The following is an 18433-nucleotide window of genomic DNA, read 5'->3' as shown; positions in this document are numbered from 1 at the left end:
GGGGCTCCCGGCGAGGACGCCACCGCGCCCGACCGCTCCCGCTCGGCCCACCTCCTCGGCCTGGGGCTCGCCACCGCCACCCGCTGCGGCCCCGAAGTCACCTCGCCCGACGGCATCGAGGCGCAGACCTGCGTGCTGACGCAGGGCGAGGAGACCTGGGCGCGTACGTACTACCGCAACGCGACCGGCGACGCCATGGACGCCGTACTGAGCATGATGGGGCCGGACGGCCGGACCGTGCAGATGCGGTGCGCGGTGGGCGCCGAGGACGAGCCGGCCAGCTGTGAGACGCCGCGGGAGCGGACGCACGGCGAGCCCGCGGCCTATTCGGCGATCACGGAGTTCGGGGCGCGTGGCGGGCTGGGGCCGTCCCTGCTGCGCTCGGGAAGCAACTCCGGTGCGGCTACGGGCAGTTGAGCCCTCGCATCGTTGCGTGAGCGACGCCGAATGAAAAGGCCCGGTTGCTGGCGACGGGGGATGCACCAGCAACCGGGATACTGAAACGGTAACAAGAGATCGGCGGTTCGCAAATTCGATCTCCTGTTTTCCTCGGCCTTTCGGACACCGACTCGCCTGCCAGTCAAGGGAGTTGTGACTGGAGTCACTCGTTCCGGGGGAGCCGGTTCGGCTGACCGACCGGTCAGCCGAACGGTGCCGAAAGGGATTGCGTCAGCTGAGCGTGACCTGCCGGTTGGTCAGGCCGCCGCGCGCGCGGCGCTCGTCCGCGGTGAGCGGCGCGTCCGTGGCCAGCGCGGCGGCGAGACGCTCGGCGAACTCGGCCGCCGGCTTCTCGATGTCGTCGGCGGTGACACCGCTGGGCAGGTCCCACACCGGCACGGTCAGGCCGTGACCGCGGAAGGAGCCGACGAGCCGCGTGCCCTCGCCGAGGCCGGACCGGCCCGCCGCGTGCAGCCGCGCCAGGGCGTCCAGAAGCTGCTCCTCCGGGTGCGGCATGACCCAGCGCAGGTGGTTCTTCTCCGGCGTCTCGCACCAGTACGCCGCGTCGACGCCCTGAAGCTTGACTGTCGGGATCGCGGCGGCGTTGGCCCGCTCCAGCGAGGCGCTCACGTCCGGCGTGGCGTTCTCCGGGTCCGGCACCCAGAACTCGAAACCGGGGTGCACGACGGGCTCGAACGGCGCCTTGGGGTCGAGCAGGTCCTGCAGGCGGGGCCCGTCGGCGGGGGCGCGGCGGCCCTTGACCGGCGTGCCGGGCTGCGCCTCCAGGGCGCGCGTCAGGGTGTCGGCGAGGTCGCGGCTGATGTCGCCGGACGCGGTGTCGTTCTGCAGGCCGATCAGGACCGAGCCGTCGTCGCGGCGCAGGGCGGGCCAGGCCATCGGCAGCACCGTGGCGAGGGTGACCGAGGGGACGCCCTCGGGGAGGCCGTCCTTGAGGGTCAGTTCGGCGGTCGCCGCCGGGACCAGCTCGCGCAGGGCGACCCAGTCGCACTCGCCCGGCAGGCCCTCGAACGGGCGGTGCACCAGCTCGGTCGCGGCCTGTGCGGCGGCCCGGCCGTGGCACGCCTTGTAACGGCGTCCGCTGCCGCAGGGGCAGGGCTCACGGGCGCCGACAACCGGGATCTCTCCGTCCGTGAGCTGCGGGCGCGTGGCCTTCGTCTGGGGTCGCTTCTTGGCCATGATGGGTGTCTCCCGGATACGGCTCGTCTGATACGGCGGGAGCCTAGCCGCTTGTGCGCGGGGTGACGGGACCCTGTGGGTGCGCGGGGCGTTGTGGACAACCTGCGCGGGCCTCGGGGTGAGGGCGCCGGTCCATGAGGGGGCGGCTCACGGCAGGCCGGCCTCCGTCGCCCGCGCTCGGCCGGCGCTCGGTCGGAGCGCGCTCCGGAAGAGCGGCGGCTTGCCGTTGCCCGTGAGCGGCTGTCTCCGGCGCCGGCCGATCGGGCCGCCGACATGCGTCACCCGTCGCCGACGGCGTGCGTCACCCCCGTGCGGCCGGCGTTTCGCCGAAGCCGGCCGCCCTGCTCAGTCCAGGTCGTCGAACGCGTCCGCGAAATCCAGTTCGGGTATGGCCGACACCGGCGGGGCTGTGACACGCGTAGCGAAGTCGTCGCGGCGGTGCGCCGGGGCCGGATCGCGCACGTCGTCGTGGACCACCACCCAGACGGTGACCTCGCCCTGGGTGTCGTCCCGTACGCCCCAGTCCTCGGCCAGCGCCGTGATGATGTTGAGCCCGCGGCCGCCGTGGGCGGTCACCGACGGTGTCGCCGGGGCCGGACGCGTCGGTCCGCCGCCGTCCGTCACCTCGACCAGGAGCCTGCCGCCCTGGTCCACGCGCCACGCGGCCCGGACGTCACCGTCCCCGGCCAGGGAGTCGCCCAGCGGCCGCCCGTGTTTGCACGCGTTGCTCAGAAGTTCGGAAAGGATCAGAACGGCATCGTCGATGACCGATTCCGCCACACCGCCCCTGCGCAACTGGTCGCGCATCCGGTGTCGCGCCTTGCCCACGCCCGCAGGGCCATGGGGTACGGCCATGCTCGACGACGTGGGCACCTCCTGTGCCACCACCAACGCCACCCCCGAGACCTCCTTCGCCCCACGCCACGGTGTGGATGCCCCATTGGCCTGTACCGGAAACCGGCCAGTCCAGGTCCGGAGACGCATTCGCAACGATCGAACACCGAGCGGACGCGCCGGAGCACTCCCTGTAGGAGACCGGTCAACGTATGGCTGGATTTCGACGGTGTGGCCGAGATCGGAGAATGGTGCAGGAAGGCCCGGAGGTCAAGGTTCGTTTCATGGGTCAACGACCCAGTTGGTCCAGTACCGCGCGCGGGCGGTTGGTGATGATGGCGTCGATGCCCAGGTCAACGCAGAGATCCACGTCCTCGGGCTCGTTCACGGTCCACACGTGCACCTGGTGGCCGGCTCGCTTCAGACGCTGGATGTACGCCGGGTGATTGCGCACGATCCGAATCGAGGGGCCCGCGATTCGGACACCTGCGGGCAGCCGTCCGTCCCGCAGCCGGGGTGAGAGGAACTGCAGCAGATAGACCACGGGCAGCGTCGGCGAGGCGACCCGGACACGGTTCAGGGAGCGCGCCGAGAAGCTCATGACCCGTACGGCGGATTCCTCCGGGGAGGCCGGAGCGTCCAGCGCGAACCGCTTCAGGAGCGTGAGCAGTCGCTCCTCCACCTGCCCGGCCCATCGGGTCGGGTGCTTCGTCTCGATCGCCAGTTCCACCCGCCGCCCGGCGTCCGCGACCAGGCCGAGCAGTCGCTCCAGGGTGAGCACCGAGGTCTCGGCCGGGTCCTCCGGGCGATGCACCCAGTCGGGCTCCTCGTCCCGGTGGTGCAGTGACCCGCGGTACTTCCAGGAGCCGAAGTCCAGGGTGGCGAGGTCGGCGAGCTCCAGGGCGGAGACCGCGCCGCGGCCGTTGGACGTACGGTTGACGCGACGGTCGTGGACGCACACGAGGTGTCCGTCGGCGGTCAGCCGCACATCGCACTCCAGAGCGTCCGCCCCGTCCTCGATCGCCCTCTTGTACGCGGCCAGGGTGTGCTCGGGGGCGTCCTCGGAGGCCCCGCGGTGGGCGACGACCTGGATCTGGTGCTGTCGTGCGTGGGTCACCCGCGTCATGGTGCCATCGGCCCTGGGTAGCCGTGGAGGCGGAGGTGATTTGGCCGCCGCCGGAATGCGACTCTTTAATAGGACTGGTCCCATATAAAGGTGAGTCGAACACCCACAGCAACCGCTTATGGTGCCCTGACGGCCTGTGGGAAAAGCTGACGGCGTACAAACTCACAAGCGAGCGCAGAAACCGCCGCATCGCGCCCGACCAACAGCAGTGGACCGAGGAGACAAGCTGTGAGCACCGAGAACGAGGGCACTGCGGTACCCCCGGCCCCGTCCGCACCTCCCGTGCCGGTGGACACTCCCGCAGCCTCCCCGCAACAACCCGCACACGCCCCCGCACCCTCCTACGGCCAAGCCGACGACGCCCCGACGGCGCCGATGCCGGCCACGCCACCCGGCGCTCCGGGCGCCCCGGGGCAGCCGCCCCACGCCCCTGGCATACCGGCGTACGCGTCGGCGAACCCCCAGGGCGGCGCCCCGGGCGGGGCCCCCGAGGGCGGCTGGCCGCCCCCGCCGCCCCCCACGCACGCGTACCCCGAGCCCGGCCCCGGCGGCCCGGGCGACGGATCCGGCTGGGGAACGCCGCACGCGCAGCCCGCGCCGAAGCCCGGCGGACGGCGCGGCGGTCTGCTCGCCGCGGTCCTGGTGGCCGCGCTGGTGGCGGGCGGCCTGGGTGGCGGCATCGGCTACACGCTGGCCAGGGACGACGACTCCAGCTCCACCACCGTCTCCGCCTCGGACAGCGGCGGCGACCTGAAGCGTGACTCCGGCACGGTCGCCGCGGTCACCGCCAAGGCGCTGCCGAGCACGGTCACCATCGAGGCCGAGAGCAGCAGCGGCGAGGGCGGCACGGGCACGGGCTTCGTCTTCGACACCGAGGGCCACATCATCACCAACAACCACGTGGTGGCGGACGCGGTCGACGGCGGCAAGCTGACGGCCACCTTCCCGAACGGCAAGAAGTACGACGCCGAGGTCGTGGGCAACGCGCAGGGCTACGACGTGGCGGTCGTCAAGCTCAAGAACGCCCCCTCAGACGTGAAGCCGCTCACCCTGGGCGACTCCGACAAGGTGGCCGTCGGCGACTCCACGATCGCGATCGGCGCCCCGTTCGGTCTGTCGAACACGGTGACGACCGGCATCATCAGCGCCAAGGACCGCCCGGTGGCCTCCAGCGACGGCACCAGCAGCCAGGCGTCGTACATGAGCGCGCTGCAGACCGACGCCTCGATCAACCCCGGCAACTCCGGCGGCCCGCTGCTGGACGCCAAGGGCAATGTCATCGGCATCAACTCCGCGATCCAGTCCAGCAGCAACGGCGGCTTCGGCACCGGCCAGTCCGGTTCCATCGGCCTGGGCTTCGCCATCCCGATCAACCAGGCGAAGTACGTCGCCCAGGAACTGATCAAGACGGGCAAGCCGGTGTACGCGAAGATCGGCGCGTCCGTCTCCCTGGAGGACTCGAGCGGCGGCGCGAAGATCACCGACACCGGTGCGGGCGGCACGGACCCGGTCGAGGCGGGCGGCCCCGCCGACAAGGCCGGCCTGAAGCCCGGCGACGTCATCACCAAGCTCGACCAGACGGTGATCGACAGCGGCCCGACCCTGATCGGCGAGATCTGGACCCACAAGCCCGGCGACAAGGTGACGATCACCTACGAGCGCGGCGGCAAGACCGAGACGGTCGACGTCACCCTGGGCTCGCGCGTCGGCGACAGCTGACCCCCCGGCGGGCCCGGCGTCAGACCGACGGGGGCGCTCCTCACCGAGGGGCGCCCCTTCGGCATGGCTCCACGGGCGGGTTCCGCGGTGCACCGCGTCTGCGGTGCAGCGGGCCGACGTCGGGCAGAGACTGGCACGGGTGGTCGTGCCACCGGAAGTCCCCCTCGCGGTGCGGGTCGAAGACGTCGACGAAGGTAGGAACTCCTCGGGGACGGCGTCAGCATCCTCACCTCCTGACACCGGGAGCGCTTCCGGGCGGATCGCTCCACGGCGTGGGCGACAGCCAGGGGACCCGGTGCCGACCACAGCCCCCAGGCACCGGCGCCTCCCGGTAGTCTGTATCCGCTCCGCCACTGGTGGGCGGCGCCGAGGTGGGTTGCCCGAGCGGCCTAAGGGAACGGTCTTGAAAACCGTCGTGGCAGCGATGTCACCGTGGGTTCAAATCCCACACCCACCGCGCAGGTCAGAAGCTATGCAGGTCAGAAGGGGTGCCACTCTCCGGAGCGGCACCCCTTCCGCATGGACCCTGTCTCACCCTTTCTCGCCTATATCCCAGCGTTGACCAGTACGTATGGGCCATCTGTGGGCCAGGGTCAGGACTCTTCCCCTTCGTCGAGCGCGCGGGAGATGAGGTCGTTGGAGTGCTGCTGACCGCCCTTAAGGATCTTTGCGTAGAAGCGGTAGAGCACGGCGATGCTGTGGCCGGCGCGCGCGGCGACTTCCGCGGGGTCCACCCCTGATTTGATCCAGAGGGAGACTCCCGCGTGCCGAAGGGAGTACGGCACGGCGGCGAGGTCCGACTTCACCTCACGGGGCGTGAGGACCACCTTTCGAGCTCTCTCCCAGATGTCGCAGTACTCGGTGGACGGGACGCGCCCTCCCCGCGAGGCCCGGAACAGCCGGCCGTCGTCGGCCGTGCCGTAGCGCTCGATGTGCTGACGAAGGAGGTGCACGAGAACGGGCGGAATGGGCACGGTCCGCGTCGCTCCCTGCTTACGTCGCTTGAGCCCCCGCTTTTCGTACGACGTGCCCTCATCCGTCCAGCCGCCGCCGACTTCCGGGCGGCTCTCTCCGAGCAGGAGTTCGCCCCACTCCTGAACGGCGTCGGGCGAGTTAGGCGGCAAGGTGCAGTCGGATTTGGTGAGCGCGACGATTTCACCAGGGCGCATGGCGGCGTAGTAGAGGCATCCGAAGAACGCGTGGAGGTGCTGACCGCGGGGGCCAGAGTCGCGGACTGCCCCGAGCAGGGCTCGCGCCAACCGTGGGTCCGGCACATACCGGAAGTCGATTTCGTCGTCACTCTCGGGCGGGGTCCAGTCCACTCGTGGGAGAGGGTTGGAGGCGAGTAGGCCCTTCTCCTCGACTGTGTAGCGAAGAACGTTGCTCAGCACCATGCGCTTACGTCGGGCGGTGTTCTCTGCGGCTTTCCCACCGTCCAGACGGAGGGAGAGGGCTTCAAGGGCGGGACGGAGGAGTGCGGGGTCCTCCAAATCCTTGACCTTGATGGAGCGGGCGGCGACCCATTCCAGGGCGGTAAGGATCTCCGCCGGGGGCTCCTCGACTGCGTGGCGCGGGACCCAAGTGCCGTCCGGCCCTCGAACTGCGCGAAATGCCCACTGATAGAGCGCGCCACGCAGCACTGAGGGGCGGGGCGCCCCCCGCTTGCTTGTAACGAGCGCGGGTGTCACGACCGCGAGGGATTCCGCGATGCTCGCCCGGTGCTTGGCGGCGGCGCGCGGCCACTTCATGAGTACGTACTCCGTCACGTGCTCGTACCACGACGGAGAGGTCAGAGCCATCAACTCACGTGCAGGCAGGCCCGTTTCCTCGTCGAACTGCTGCTGATCCCGCAGGGCCGCCATCAACTCGGCCCGGCGCCCATCTGCCTGCGGCTTCAGCTTGAAACTGCGGGAGTGGGGTCGCTCGCCAACCCTCCAGCGCAGTTCCCACGGCTTGGGACGGCCGGCGCGCTTGCGGATGGACCAGATATCGACGTCATACGTGAGCATGTCTCTCCAGACGTGACGAGGGGCCCGCGCTCAGCGCGGGCCCCGGTGAAGCGGTTTGATCTATGCGGCGTGCTGCTCGCAGCGCTCCCACCAGGCATCAAGGTCGGCGCGGCTGACGCGGACTTGGCCGTTGGGGAGTTTGCGGAGGCGGGGGGCTTGGCCGCGGGCGCGCATGCGGTAGAAGGCGGCGCGGCTCATCTTGATCTCTGCGAGGACTTCGGGGAGCTTGAGCATCTGAGGGCGTGCCACAGTCGACTCCTTCGAGGCTCTGGTCATGGCGGGCTGGCACCTGTCCGAGGTTCGGATTTCTGCGTCACAGCGTCACCTGCGTCATCCAGGGTCCTGACCTGGGGGAATCCGTGACACAGCCCGGCGGGGGTGCGTCACTGCCGCGTCACCTGCGTCACGGTGGCGTGACGCAGGTGACGCACGATGACGCAGACGGATCGGCTCTGCGTCACGCTCCTTCCGGCTGGTCAGGGGCCGTTTTCCGTCGCGTGTGACGCAGGTGACGCAGCGTTCCCCTACTTAGGAAAGAGAGGGGGTGGTGTCTGTTGTTGTGCGCGGCTCAGAGCGCGAAGAAGGAGCCGCTGCGCGGCACGTCCTTCGGGCGGTGCTGCGCACCGAACAGCAAGAGGAGCACCCATCGCCGCGTCGGCCCGGGTGCTCTTCTTGCTGTTGTGTGGTGACCTCGCGTTCAGAACACGGGTTCCTGTTGCGGCCCGGGTGCCGGCGCGGGTTCGGTGAGTTCGATGTAGCGGGCCTCGCGGGTGCGTCCCCAGTCCACGACCAGGCCGCGGGCGGCGAGGGTGGGCTGTAGGCGCTTGAGCCGGTCGGAGAGGACCTTGCCGGTGGTCGGCCACCCCTTGGGCAGCGGGCGGCATTCCTCGCCGCTGTAGAGCCGGGTGAGGAGGTGCAGCCACTCCGCGGACGTCATCCGCTCCTGTGCCCCGGGCTGCATGCCGGCCGCGTACTGCAGCACGGTCTGCGCGAGCAGGTCGCCCTCGATGACGTCGTCGTTGAGGTCGTCCAGCCCGGCCCGGTAGGCCGCCAGCGCCCCGAGGCCCATGGCCTCGTCGAGCTGCGCGCACAGGTGGGCGAAGTCCGCCATCCGCAGGTCCGTCGGTGTCTCAGCGGTGGCGGCGCGGACCTTGACGGTCAGGTCCAGCAGGGAGCCGAGCATGACGGGCAGGGCTTCGGCGTACTCCGCCCACAGCTCTGCTTCGGTGCGCCGCACCTTCGGGCGTTCCAGGCGGAGCGGTAGGAGGCGTTCGGCGAGGTCGGGGCGGATGACGCCGACGTCGATGCCGGTCAGGAGCAGGGGGCGGCGGTAGCGGGCGCGGAAGACGTCTCCGTCGGTGAACAGGGCGCGCTTGACGCTCTCGGCTCCGGTGACGATGCAGCACATGGCGTCGGACAGGTCCGGGGTCATGTGGGAGAGGTTGTCCAGCGCGGTGACCCATCCCGCGGCGACGGCCGCGATCAGGTTGTCCTCATCTTTCGGGGCCCGGCGCAGGTCCCCGGTCATGCCCTCGATGAGCCTGATCAGCATCCGCCCGCCGGTGGACTTCCCCGCGCCCTGGGGGCCGGTGAGGAAGGGGGCGGGGACGGGCACGGAGGGTTCCAGGCAGCCGATCAGCCAGGCCATGGCCAGGCACTCGGTTTCGGCGTTGGCGAAGTTGCAGAGCCGAAAGAGCAGGTCGATGCCCTTGCCGTTGGTGTCCTTGGCTGGCAGCGGGAGTTCGCCGGTGAGCTGGGTGCGCCGCCAGCACACTTCGCTGGGGTCGGGGGTGCGGATGTCCCAGCCGGTGGGGTGGATGCGGACGGATTGGCCGTCGTTGCGGCCCAGGTCCAGCCAGGTGGCTCCGTCCAGGCCGGGGGCGACGCGGATGTGGACGGGCTGGACCTGCTCGGTGAGGGCGAGTGCTTCGATCAAGTCGAGTGCCTCCTTCATCGCGGTGCCGTTGAATGTGCCGAGTCCGTCTTTGAACAGGCCGACCATGAGTTCTTGGCGGTGGCTTCCGGTGGTGCCCTGGGAGCGGATGGGGCGGGCCACGGGGTGGCCCTTGCGCTGTGCGTAGACGGTGCCGTCGGCGGTGCGGAAGTAGCGGAAGCGCTCTTGCGCGTAGTCCGCGATGACCTTCCGGGCCGGGTTCTTGTCGTCGTCTTCCATGCTCAAAGCCCCAACCGATTGCGTGCGTTGGTCCACGCGTCCGTGCAGTGCCGCGGCCTCTCGCCCTTGGCCTGAGCGGCGGTGAACAGGCGGGCGATGTGATCCTCGGTGAGGCAGCCGCACCGGCCGTGCGTCGAGAGCACGGCCAGGAACGTGCGGTACACCGTCGCGTGCACGGCGCTGGTGGCCTCGGTGATGCGCTGTACGGCCATGGCGATCCCGCGTTCGAGGTAGGCGGGGGTGCGGTGGCGGCACTCCCCGCCCCCGGCCGGCGCGGGAACCCTGACGGGTACGGGGGGCGCGGGCTTGGCTGCGGTGAGCGCGCGCACGACGTCGGGCAGCGCGGTCATGGTGCCGGTGCCGGACCCAAGCCAGCGGGCGTAGGCCATCGTGGACTTGATATCCACGCCGGGCCGCACGCCGTTGGCCGACGGCATCGTCCCGAGGTAGAGCCAGTGCTCACCGCGGGTCGTGGGCACGGTCCGGGTGGCGGGCAGGGTCTCGCGGGCCCACGCGATCGCGTCGGCGTTGTCGCAGTCGACGACAGTCAGGCCGGCGCCGCCGGGGTGGTAGGCGACCGCCGCGGCGCCCTGCCATGCGGTCGCCCATGCCGGCGAGTTGATGACGCCCGGGTCTGTGGTAGCGGCGGCCCAGCCGTGGCAAGGGGCGGGGCAGGTGCAGAGGCCGGGGGTCTTCATGTGCGGGCGCCCGCCGCACGAGGTGTACAGGCACGCGGGGCAGTTGGCGAAGGGCACCTTGCCCTTGCGCAGCGGCAGCACGGGCAGCCCCTCGGCCGCGAGCCGCAGGGCGGTGCGCAGGTGGTTGCTCACGCCGCCACCTCCAGCGTCCCGGAAGCGAGGAAGGCGCGGCCGATCCACTCCATGTAGGCAGGCGGGAGAGCTTCCCGCAGGCGGAAGTGGTCGGTGGACCAGTCGATGCCCTTCGCAGCCCGGATCTCCTCCACGGTGGCCTTCCCGCCGCCCTTGCCGTACGCGGCGACGTAGGGCCCCTCGTGGTATTCGCCGTGGCGCCAGCCGCGCACCCGCCCGCGGTGGCGCGGGTGGACCGGTTGCGCTGTGGTCCAGTTGCCGAGTTCGAAGTAGCGGTGCATCAGCACTCCGAGGCCGAACTGTTCCCCGCACAGGCGGATGTCCTTGCGGACCTCGGAGCCGGCCACGTTCTCCATCACGTACGGCCGGCCCGTCGCTTCCAGCGCGGCCCGTACGGGCCGGATGAGCCGGGGGTAGGTGCGGCCGATCGCCTCATTGCGGGTGCGGTTGGTGCCCTTCGTGGGGGCGCCCTCTCCCTGGCAGGGCGGCGAGACGTGGATGAAGTCGAACTCACGGCCACAGTCGCGGATGAAGTCGACCACGTCGCCCTGGTGGAACGCGTCGCCCCGATAGTCGGGTTGGGGTTCGATGTCGACGCCGGTGATGTGGACGTTCGGGCCGAACGCACGGCGCAGGCCTTCGGTGGCGCCGCCGATGCAGCAGCATCCGTCCAACACCCAAAGGGGTTCCCGCAGGGCGAGTGCTCGCGGGATGTCGGTGGGTTGGGTCATGCTGGAGGTCTCCAGTTCCTTGATGGTGACTGGCTGGACAAGGGCGACCCCGGTTCTTGGCGGAATGGGGGGTCGCCCTTGGCGTAGCTACTGGTCGTCGCAGTCGCAGTTCTCGGGGTCCTGCTGGCAGTAGGGGCATCGGGGGCAGTCGCACCCGCAGGCGTGCAGGACACCGACGCATGAGCACTGGCACATGCCCTCACCGCAGGCTTCGTCTTCCGGGCCGTCATCGGGGCCGCTGTAGGTAAGGGGGCTGACGGCGCTGTGCGCGAGGTCCAGGCACTGGGCGAGCCCTCCGGCCTGTTCCATAGCCGTGATCAGGAATCCCTGCACGTTGGCGACATGCCGTTGGGGGTCCTCTCCGTCGGAGGCTCCGAGGTGCCCGGCTGCGGTGAGGACGTCCAGCGCGGTTCCGATCTGTTCGATGGCCTGCGGGAGCCTCTGGGCGAGCGTCTTAAGCGCGCTGATGGCGTCATACGCGTCGCCCGGGTACGGCAGGGCCGGTGTCTGGTCGGCGCGGGGGAAGGTGAGGTGGTTGAACTCGCGGACAGCTTCGGCAGCGTTACGGACGGACTGCGCCGGGTCTGTGGCGGTGGTGTCCATGTGGTCCTCTCTCAGCGGTGGAGTTCGTTGCGGTTGCGGGCAATCAGCCCGTACGCGGGTGCGGTGATGGTGTTGGTTTCCTGGCGGACCGGGCCGGTGTAGTGGTGGTGGGTTTCGGTGTGGACGCCCTTGAGTGCCTTCAGTGCCGACCCGATCGCGGCGGCGACCGCGGCGACGGCGGCGATGGGGAGGGTGACGAACAGGACGCTGGACAGGGTCACGGCGGCGAATCCCTGGCAGGCGAGCCAGATCCCGCAGCCGACGCCGACGAACGCGGCGCCGGTGCCGATGCCGGCGACCGCGGTCCCCGCGGCCCAGGCCGGCACGATCCGGTGGTCGGGCTGCGGGACGGGCGGGGTGGGGCCGTGGGAGGGCAGCGGGCTGGTGTCGCGGAAGTGGGTGGGCATCTGCGCCACGGGCCGGTAGGCGTCGTCGATGATCCGGCGGGCCTCTGCGTTGGCCGCGTCATCGCTCATGCGCGGCCACCAGTCGGTGGCGGCGTTCTCGGTCTCGCTCACGGCAGGTGTCTCCCTTCCGGTAGATCAGGCGATGGTGGATGCGGCGTTGATGAGGGCCTGTATGGCGGCGCGGATGGCGGTGGAGGCTCCGGTGTCGGCGGTGAAGAATCCGAAGAGGAACACCGCGAGCGCGGCGCCCGGGCCGACGTAGCGGGAGCGGATGAGGACGAACGTCAGGAGCCCGAAGAGGGCGACGGCGGACAGGGTCACGATCACGAGCGGCCCCCTTGGGCAACGGCCGGCGGGCGGCACCCGAACCCGGGTGCTGCCCGCCGATGGCTTGTCGTCTGACTTGTCGTGCGGCTTGTCGCTTGTCTTGTCGCCTTGCTTGTCTTGTCGCTTGTCGCCTTGCAGGTCACAAGCCGTTTCCGACCCCCACGACACCCCGGGAAGGGGTATGCGTGCGGGACGGGTGACAAGCGACAAGCACTAGTTGCCCGAGGGTGGCTCGGGGGCGTGGTCGCGGTGGACGTAGCGGGCTTTGGTGCCTTCCCCGACCCGCACCGCGGTGCCCTCATCGGCCCACGTCTTGAGCCAGCCCACGACCGTCTGCCGCGTCGTGCCGTACTCGTTCGCCAGTGCACGAGCGATCGCAGACGCGCCCGTTCCTTCCCGGCCCGCGGCGAGGAGCGCGGCGAGCGCGGCCCGCTGCGCGGGACTGTCCTGCTCCTGCTCCTTGCGCAGTGCGGACAGGTTCAGCCCCGCCGCGGGCGGTGGGGTGTCGGGGTCGGGTGCGGTGGCGAACTGGGCGTCGATCTCCTCGCGGAACCGGCGCAACAGGTCGTCGTCCCCGCCCGGCGTCCCGGCGCGGTCGGTGCGCAGCGCGGACAGGTTCAGCCCACCCCCGGCGCTGGGGGCCGATTGCTCGGTGCCGGTCGCTTCCGGGGTGAGGTCGCGCATCCACGCCGTGCGCTCCGCGTCCCACCGCCGCGCGTAGTCGGCGCCCGCGGCATTCGCGGACACCGCGTCCAGACGCGGGTGCCGGTCGCTGGTGGCGACGGTGATGTCCCGGATCTGGGAGGGCTTGATCCGCCACGCCTTGAACAGCGCGCCCGGCGACTCGGGGGTGCCCATGAAGCCGGCGCCTTTGAACGGCGCCTGATCCACGCGCAGCCCGCGCCGACCGGGGAACATCTTGGAGAGGTCCATGCCCTCGGTCTCGCCACCGGTCAGGGCGACGCGGATCTTGGCCTCACGGCGGATGAGGAGGTTGCCCAGTACGCTGCCGGTCGCCCCGAGTGCGGTGATGATCGTGCGCCCGCCCATGGAGCGGTGCATGCGGATGAACTCATAGATCCGCTTGGCGAGTTCCTTCATCCGCCGGTCGGTGCTGACCAGGATCTCCGCGCCCTCGTCGATGACCAGCATGATCTGCGGAATCTTCGCGCTCACCGGCAGCAGGTCGGTGTCGTGCTTGGCCATCAGCTCCTGATACGCGCGTTTGCGGTGCAGTCCGACCGCGATCGCCGCGTCCAGCAGCTTCAGCGCCTCCTCGTAGGTCCCGGCGAGCCAGTCCACGCCGGGCCGCACCGGATTCCCGTCCGCCTGCTTGAGTTCGCCACTCAGGGCGGGGCGCACCCAGGGCAGGCCGGCGGATCCGGCGTTCAGGTCGATCACCCAGGTCAGGACGTCCTCGGCGCGGGCGAGTCCGGCCAGGATCGTGTGCAGCATGTTCGTCTTGCCCGATCCGGTCGGCCCGACGACCAGCGCGCACTGCTCGCGCAGGTAGGCGAGGACGTCGTCACCGTTGGTGCGGAACCCCCAGGGGATGCCGGTCAGGATCGACAGCGGCGTGTAGTCCTCGGGGTAGGTGCGGGCTTCGGCGAGGACGTTGCGGGTGGTGACGTCCACGATGGCGCGGCCCTGGTGTACGCCGGGGCCGACTGCGGCGGTGCAGCCGTGCGGCAGCTTCGCGTCCGCCGACAGGGCCGCGGCGTACTGGGCGATGCGGTCGTAGGTGGTGCCGCCCTGCGGTTCGAGATCGAGGGAGTAGCCGTTGCCGGTCTCCCACATCTCCACGGCCAGCACGCGCACGGTGATGCTGCAGATCCGGCGGACTCGCTCCACCCACTCCGCGGCGATCTGGCGTCGCTCCGCACTCAGCTCCTGAGCGATCTGGCGCCGCTCCGCGGCCAGGGCCTCTTCCTCGCGGGCCTCTTCGTACAGGGCGACGGAGCGGGCGCCGGCGCCCATGCCGACGCCGATTGTGGCGAGGGAGCCGAGGGCGGCCCACGAGAGGGGGCCGGTGGTCATGGCCCAGGTGGTCCACCCGGCGCCGACCAGCCAGGATGCGGCCTTGAACGCGAGTGTGCGGCCCGCGTTGCGGACCTTGAGCCCGGCCACGGTGTGACCGAGGGCGCCGGCACCCCCGACAGCGAGCGCCCACAGGGGCGGCATGCCGGTTGCGGCGCCGGTGGTGGCGATGGCCAGGGCTCCGGTGGTCGCGGACAGGGCGCCGGTCACGGGTCCGTGACCGGCACTCCAGTCCAGCACCGGGCCACTGTCCGCCTGCTTCTTCTTGTTCGCGGCAGTGGTGGCACTCATGTCAGACGTTCCAGCCCTTCTCGGCCTCAGGGCCGTTGCGGGGGTCCTCGTGACGGGCGATGTCCTGCTCGTGGGCCTGCCGGAACAGCGGCCCCATGTCCTCGGCGACGGCGACGGCGCTCATCAGGGCGCCGAAGATGTCGTTGAAGCCATCCGCGACCTCCTTCTCCAGCGGGAACTCACTGTCGGCCCGCTCGGCGAGGGTCTTCATCACGTTCGCCACGCTGGTCAGCGCGGCCGGGAGCCCTTCGACCATGGCGAGGATCTCCATGGCGTCCTCGGGGTCGTAGGACTGTGCGGCCTGCTCCATCTCGGCGGCGTGCTCTTCGAACTGGAACCCGGACACGTGATCTCCTTCACTGGTCGACGTGCGATCGGTGTTGCTCGGGACGGGCCCGGCCGGGCGCTCCACCCGGTCCCCAAGCCCGTCGGTGACGTCCTTGGCGGCCTCCTGCTCCGCCGCGTCCTCCGCGGCGGCCTGCTCCTCACGGATCGCCGCATCGCGCTCGGCGCGCTGCTCGCGGGCCGCGCCGGTCAGCCGTCGGTACAGGCGCCGGCCGGGGTGGACCAGCCAGGGCAGGCCCAACTTCCGACCCAACGGGCTGGACACGAACCCGAGGAGACCGATCGGGAACGCGAGCAAGGCGGCCAGGGCTCGGCGCCCGTGGAAGCGCGCTGCAGAGCGGCGCAGGGCCTTCCTCGCGGCCTGCCGGGCGGGCGCCTTGCGCACGCTGGACCGCCCGTCGGCCACCTTCCGCGCGGTGGCCGCGTCCCGGCGGGCACGCTGTTTGGCGATGGCCGCCTGCTTCACCGCACGCGCCTTCCGGCCCGCACCGCCGAGCATGCGACCGGCCAGACCACCCGACCGTGCCCGCGCCTTGTGGGACTTGGGGATGTTGCGGCGAGCGTCGGCCACCGCGCGCCGGGCCGCAGAGGTCTGCTCGCGCTTCTGCGCGCGGGACGCTCCGGCCTGCTTCTGCGCCTTCCGCAGCGCCTTGACCTGACCCGCCTTGGACAGCGCGCCCGCCGCACCGCCACGACCACCGCTCTTGAGCCCGGCGGGCTTGTTCAGGGAGACCGGAGCACTGTGCTTGGCCGCCCCGGACCGCCCTTGACCAGCCGCGCCACGCCCCAGACCGGCGCCCGGTCCGCGCCGCTTCTGACCGGGGACCTTGCCCGATCCCCCAGCCGTGCGACCGCCGCCTGAACCGGTCCTGCGACCGGCGGTGTTGAGGCCGCCGGAACGGTGTCGGGCGGCGTGCTGACGGGCCGCGGTACGCGCGGCGGCACGACGTGCAGCCTGCTTCGGGCGCGGGTTGCGGCTGCGGTAGGAGGCGAGGGTGCCGAACACGACCATGCCGGTCGCGGCGACCACTGCGGCGACCGGCCCGCCGACCAGCCCCGCCCCCGCGATCGTGGAGACTGTGGCGTTGGCCCCGGACAGGGCCAGCGGCGCGACCGGCCAACCACCCGGAGCGTCCTCTACCTGGCTGTTCTTCTGCTCATCCGCCTTGTCCACAGCCTGTGCAGGGGCCGGGGCGGGCGGGGTGTCGGTGGTGGCGGGGGCCACTACCGCTTCCGTACTGATGTCGGTCATGCTGAGAGCACTCCTTCCGGAGTGAGAAGCAGGACCCGAACGAGCTGGTGAGAAGGTGCGTTCGGGTCCTGCACCTGTATGGGGGATGCGCTGTTCAGACAGGGGATTTCAGGCAGCGCACTGTTCCTCGGGGGCGGCACAGGAGCCGCACATGCCCAGCGAGGGTGGGATGACGTAGCCGACGTCGCGCCGGCACTCGGGGCAGACGCGGCGGGCGGCGTTGGCTTTGGCCAGGGCCGCCCACCGGCCCGGCGTCATCGGACGCACCGGCTTGGCCTGGTCGATGCGGTACAGGTAGGCGACCAGCGGGCCGCGCCGGCGCCGCGGGCGTTCGAGCTGGGCCGCGACGTCCTGCCCGCCGGGCCGCAGACCGAGGGCGCGCAGTTGCCGGTAGGTCGCATAGCCGTCCGGGGCCAGGCGCCAGCGGTAGACGGGCAGGGTCACGACGTGCTCTCGGCGGCCATGAGCGTTGTCCACGCCTCACGCACCCGGTCCTCGGCGCCCTTGAAGCCCTGCCCGCGGAACTCCGTCGCGGCCTGCCGATACGACAGCGGCGGGTTCTGCGAGTGCCGCAGGAACCGCAGCACCACGACCAGCTGAGCATCCGAGAGCGTGGCTCCCGGCTCCGGGACCGTCACACCCGCGACCATCGCCACGTCCGCGAGCGTCACAGCCGGGAGGCGAACCTCCTCATCCCGTGACGGCTCGGCATCCTCGGCGGGCGGTTCGACGTCCGTCGTCACGGTGGCGTCACGCCCGTCGTCACACTCACTGCGCGGGCCGGGAGGCAGGCGTTTGACCTGCGTGTCTTCCGTCTCCCGGGCAGTGTCCGAGGGGGGCAGGGCCGGTGCAGCCACCGGGGCGGATTCCAGGGGCGTGACGGTCGGCGTCACGGGCGTGCCGAACATGGCGGCCAGCGCGGCATCCGCGCCCTCGGTGACGCGCTCGCGCTGCACATCCACCAGCCGCGCCCCGAGCGTGACGTCACCGACGCCGACCTTCTCCGCGAGCTTCCACGACTCCCGCTCCGACTCCGCCTGCACCTTGGCGTCCGGGTGGTTGGCGGCACGGGCCCGGTGATAGGCGAGAGCCTGAACAAGCTCAGCCGTTTTGCGCTCGGCCTCCGGATCGCGGCCATCGCGGTGGACGACGATGCGACGGGCGAGGAACGCGGCGCCCTCGGCGGACACGGACATGCCCATCGGGGTCAGCGCGTAGATGACCATGCGGCCTGCATCCGGGGCGGCCATCGCCGACATCGCCGAGGCCGCGGCCGGCAGGGCCCACAGTCCGGCGCGCACCGGCCACGGGGACGCCTGGCCCAGCATCGTAAGACCTAGCAGGACCAGCGCGAGGACCGCGGTGGCGCCCTCACCGGCCGCGACGGCACCGGCCGCGGTGCCTTTGCCGTACATGTGGCTGATGTTGGAGAACGTGCCGATCGCACCGAACCCGCCGGTCGCGACCATCGGCACGAAGGCCGCGGTCAGCACGAGCGCTTGGCCGCGGGTGAGCTTGCGCGGCGACGTCGTGACGGCAGTGCCGGTCATGCGGCTTCCCCCGTCCCGAGACGGTTGGCGACCGTGCGGCGGGCGGCCAGAACCTTGTTCGCGGCCCGCCGCAGACGACGCTGATCCAGCTCCGACACCGGCCGGTCCAACAGGCTGATCTGGACGTCCAGCAAGTCCATCTCCGCATCGATCAGCGGACGCTCCAACTCGATGGCGTGAAGGTCCTGCCAGGACGGTTCCGCGTCGGGCAGGCCATCAGTAACGGGCCCCTGAACAGCAACGATGAGCTTCATGGGTCGTGTCTCCCTAGCAGTAGGTACGGCCCGAACAGCGGCTCCCGGGAGGCACCCCGGGAGCCGCCCGCCGTACGGGGACAGGTCCTCTCGCGAAGCACGAGCGACCGCGGCTCCCCGGCACGTCACACCGCGTACGGCAGAGGTGTCGGGGACCGTGAGCACTGGTGCTCAGGCAGGGCGTCGAACGCCCCGCGAAGGTTCTGCGGATGTCAGATCACGCAATGCCAGATACCGCCCCGAAGGGCGGATCCGGGCAGGTCACCCGGCCCGACATGGGCGGTCAGGATGGTGACCCGCACCCATCGAC

18 protein-coding genes and 1 tRNA gene are annotated in these 18433 nt (G+C 71.0%); 3 read left to right on the top strand and 16 right to left on the bottom strand.

What is annotated here, in order from left to right; translation table 11 throughout:
* Positions 1–417: hypothetical protein (locus AB0O67_RS23060; RefSeq protein WP_365452962.1), on the top strand; the 417-nt coding region annotated here is incomplete at its 5' end.
* A gap of 252 nt (positions 418–669) precedes the next feature.
* Here the strand turns inward: AB0O67_RS23060 and AB0O67_RS23055 are convergent.
* The 3 genes from AB0O67_RS23055 to AB0O67_RS23045 all read right to left on the bottom strand — a co-directional run bounded on the left by AB0O67_RS23055 (position 670) and on the right by AB0O67_RS23045 (position 3586).
* A complete protein-coding gene (locus AB0O67_RS23055; protein WP_365452959.1) occupies positions 670–1635 on the bottom strand; it encodes a DUF5926 family protein in 966 nt (321 codons plus the stop codon).
* A 345-nt stretch (positions 1636–1980) separates the two neighbouring features.
* Positions 1981–2619, bottom strand: a complete 639-nt coding sequence (locus AB0O67_RS23050) for an ATP-binding protein (RefSeq protein ID WP_365452957.1) — start codon at positions 2617–2619, stop codon at positions 1981–1983.
* Between the two features lie 139 nt (positions 2620–2758).
* Positions 2759–3586 (bottom strand): glycerophosphodiester phosphodiesterase, encoded by an 828-nt coding sequence (locus AB0O67_RS23045; protein WP_365452954.1) that lies wholly within the window; start codon positions 3584–3586, stop codon positions 2759–2761.
* Positions 3587–3823: 237 nt separating this feature from the next.
* Here AB0O67_RS23045 and AB0O67_RS23040 point away from each other — a divergent pair, with 237 nt between their 5' ends.
* Together AB0O67_RS23040 and AB0O67_RS23035 are read left to right on the top strand one after the other, a co-directional pair.
* A complete protein-coding gene (locus AB0O67_RS23040) occupies positions 3824–5314 on the top strand; it encodes a trypsin-like peptidase domain-containing protein (RefSeq protein WP_365452951.1) in 1491 nt (496 codons plus the stop codon).
* Between the two features lie 370 nt (positions 5315–5684).
* Positions 5685–5771, top strand: a tRNA-Ser gene (locus tag AB0O67_RS23035).
* A 136-nt stretch (positions 5772–5907) separates the two neighbouring features.
* Here AB0O67_RS23035 and AB0O67_RS23030 read toward each other — a convergent pair.
* From AB0O67_RS23030 to AB0O67_RS22970, 13 genes are all read right to left on the bottom strand, one after another.
* Positions 5908–7323, bottom strand: a complete 1416-nt coding sequence (locus AB0O67_RS23030; protein WP_365452948.1) for a tyrosine-type recombinase/integrase — start codon at positions 7321–7323, stop codon at positions 5908–5910.
* A 60-nt stretch (positions 7324–7383) separates the two neighbouring features.
* A complete protein-coding gene (locus tag AB0O67_RS23025; protein WP_150217502.1) occupies positions 7384–7572 on the bottom strand; it encodes a helix-turn-helix domain-containing protein in 189 nt (62 codons plus the stop codon).
* 448 nt (positions 7573–8020) lie between these two features.
* Positions 8021–9496 (bottom strand): ATP-binding protein, encoded by a 1476-nt coding sequence (locus tag AB0O67_RS23020; protein WP_365452944.1) that lies wholly within the window; start codon positions 9494–9496, stop codon positions 8021–8023.
* Positions 9497–9498: 2 nt separating this feature from the next.
* Positions 9499–10326 (bottom strand): bifunctional DNA primase/polymerase, encoded by an 828-nt coding sequence (locus AB0O67_RS23015; RefSeq protein ID WP_365452941.1) that lies wholly within the window; start codon positions 10324–10326, stop codon positions 9499–9501.
* Positions 10323–11057: a DNA methylase gene (locus AB0O67_RS23010; protein WP_365452939.1), complete on the bottom strand. Its 735-nt coding sequence runs from the start codon at positions 11055–11057 to the stop codon at positions 10323–10325. The genes AB0O67_RS23015 and AB0O67_RS23010 overlap by 4 nt, the downstream gene beginning before the upstream one ends.
* An 87-nt stretch (positions 11058–11144) precedes the next feature.
* Positions 11145–11660 carry a hypothetical protein gene (locus tag AB0O67_RS23005; RefSeq protein ID WP_365452936.1) on the bottom strand — a complete coding sequence of 172 codons (516 nt, stop codon included), beginning with the start codon at positions 11658–11660 and terminating at the stop codon, positions 11145–11147.
* Positions 11661–11671: 11 nt separating this feature from the next.
* Positions 11672–12178 carry a hypothetical protein gene (locus tag AB0O67_RS23000; RefSeq protein ID WP_365452933.1) on the bottom strand — a complete coding sequence of 169 codons (507 nt, stop codon included), beginning with the start codon at positions 12176–12178 and terminating at the stop codon, positions 11672–11674.
* Positions 12179–12202: 24 nt separating this feature from the next.
* The gene (locus tag AB0O67_RS22995) at positions 12203–12394 is read right to left on the bottom strand and encodes a hypothetical protein (protein WP_193454344.1); all 192 of its coding nucleotides are present in this window, start codon (positions 12392–12394) and stop codon (positions 12203–12205) included.
* Positions 12395–12607: 213 nt separating this feature from the next.
* On the bottom strand, positions 12608–14722 hold the full coding sequence (locus AB0O67_RS22990; RefSeq protein WP_365452929.1) for an FtsK/SpoIIIE domain-containing protein: 2115 nt from the start codon (positions 14720–14722) through the stop codon (positions 12608–12610).
* 1 nt (position 14723) lies between these two features.
* Positions 14724–16319: a hypothetical protein gene (locus tag AB0O67_RS22985; protein ID WP_365452926.1), complete on the bottom strand. Its 1596-nt coding sequence runs from the start codon at positions 16317–16319 to the stop codon at positions 14724–14726.
* Positions 16320–16427: 108 nt separating this feature from the next.
* A complete protein-coding gene (locus AB0O67_RS22980) occupies positions 16428–16763 on the bottom strand; it encodes an RRQRL motif-containing zinc-binding protein (protein WP_365452923.1) in 336 nt (111 codons plus the stop codon).
* The gene (locus AB0O67_RS22975; RefSeq protein WP_365452921.1) at positions 16760–17869 is read right to left on the bottom strand and encodes a hypothetical protein; all 1110 of its coding nucleotides are present in this window, start codon (positions 17867–17869) and stop codon (positions 16760–16762) included. Before AB0O67_RS22975 ends, AB0O67_RS22980 begins: the two co-directional genes overlap by 4 nt.
* A complete protein-coding gene (locus AB0O67_RS22970) occupies positions 17866–18123 on the bottom strand; it encodes a DUF6284 family protein (RefSeq protein WP_365452918.1) in 258 nt (85 codons plus the stop codon). The genes AB0O67_RS22975 and AB0O67_RS22970 overlap by 4 nt, the downstream gene beginning before the upstream one ends.
* Positions 18124–18433: the final 310 nt, after the last annotated feature.

The organism is Streptomyces sp. NPDC086077, assembly GCF_040686175.1.
In the GTDB taxonomy this organism is placed as follows: Bacteria; Actinomycetota; Actinomycetes; order Streptomycetales; family Streptomycetaceae; genus Streptomyces.
This window is presented reverse-complemented; position numbering and strand designations above follow the sequence as displayed.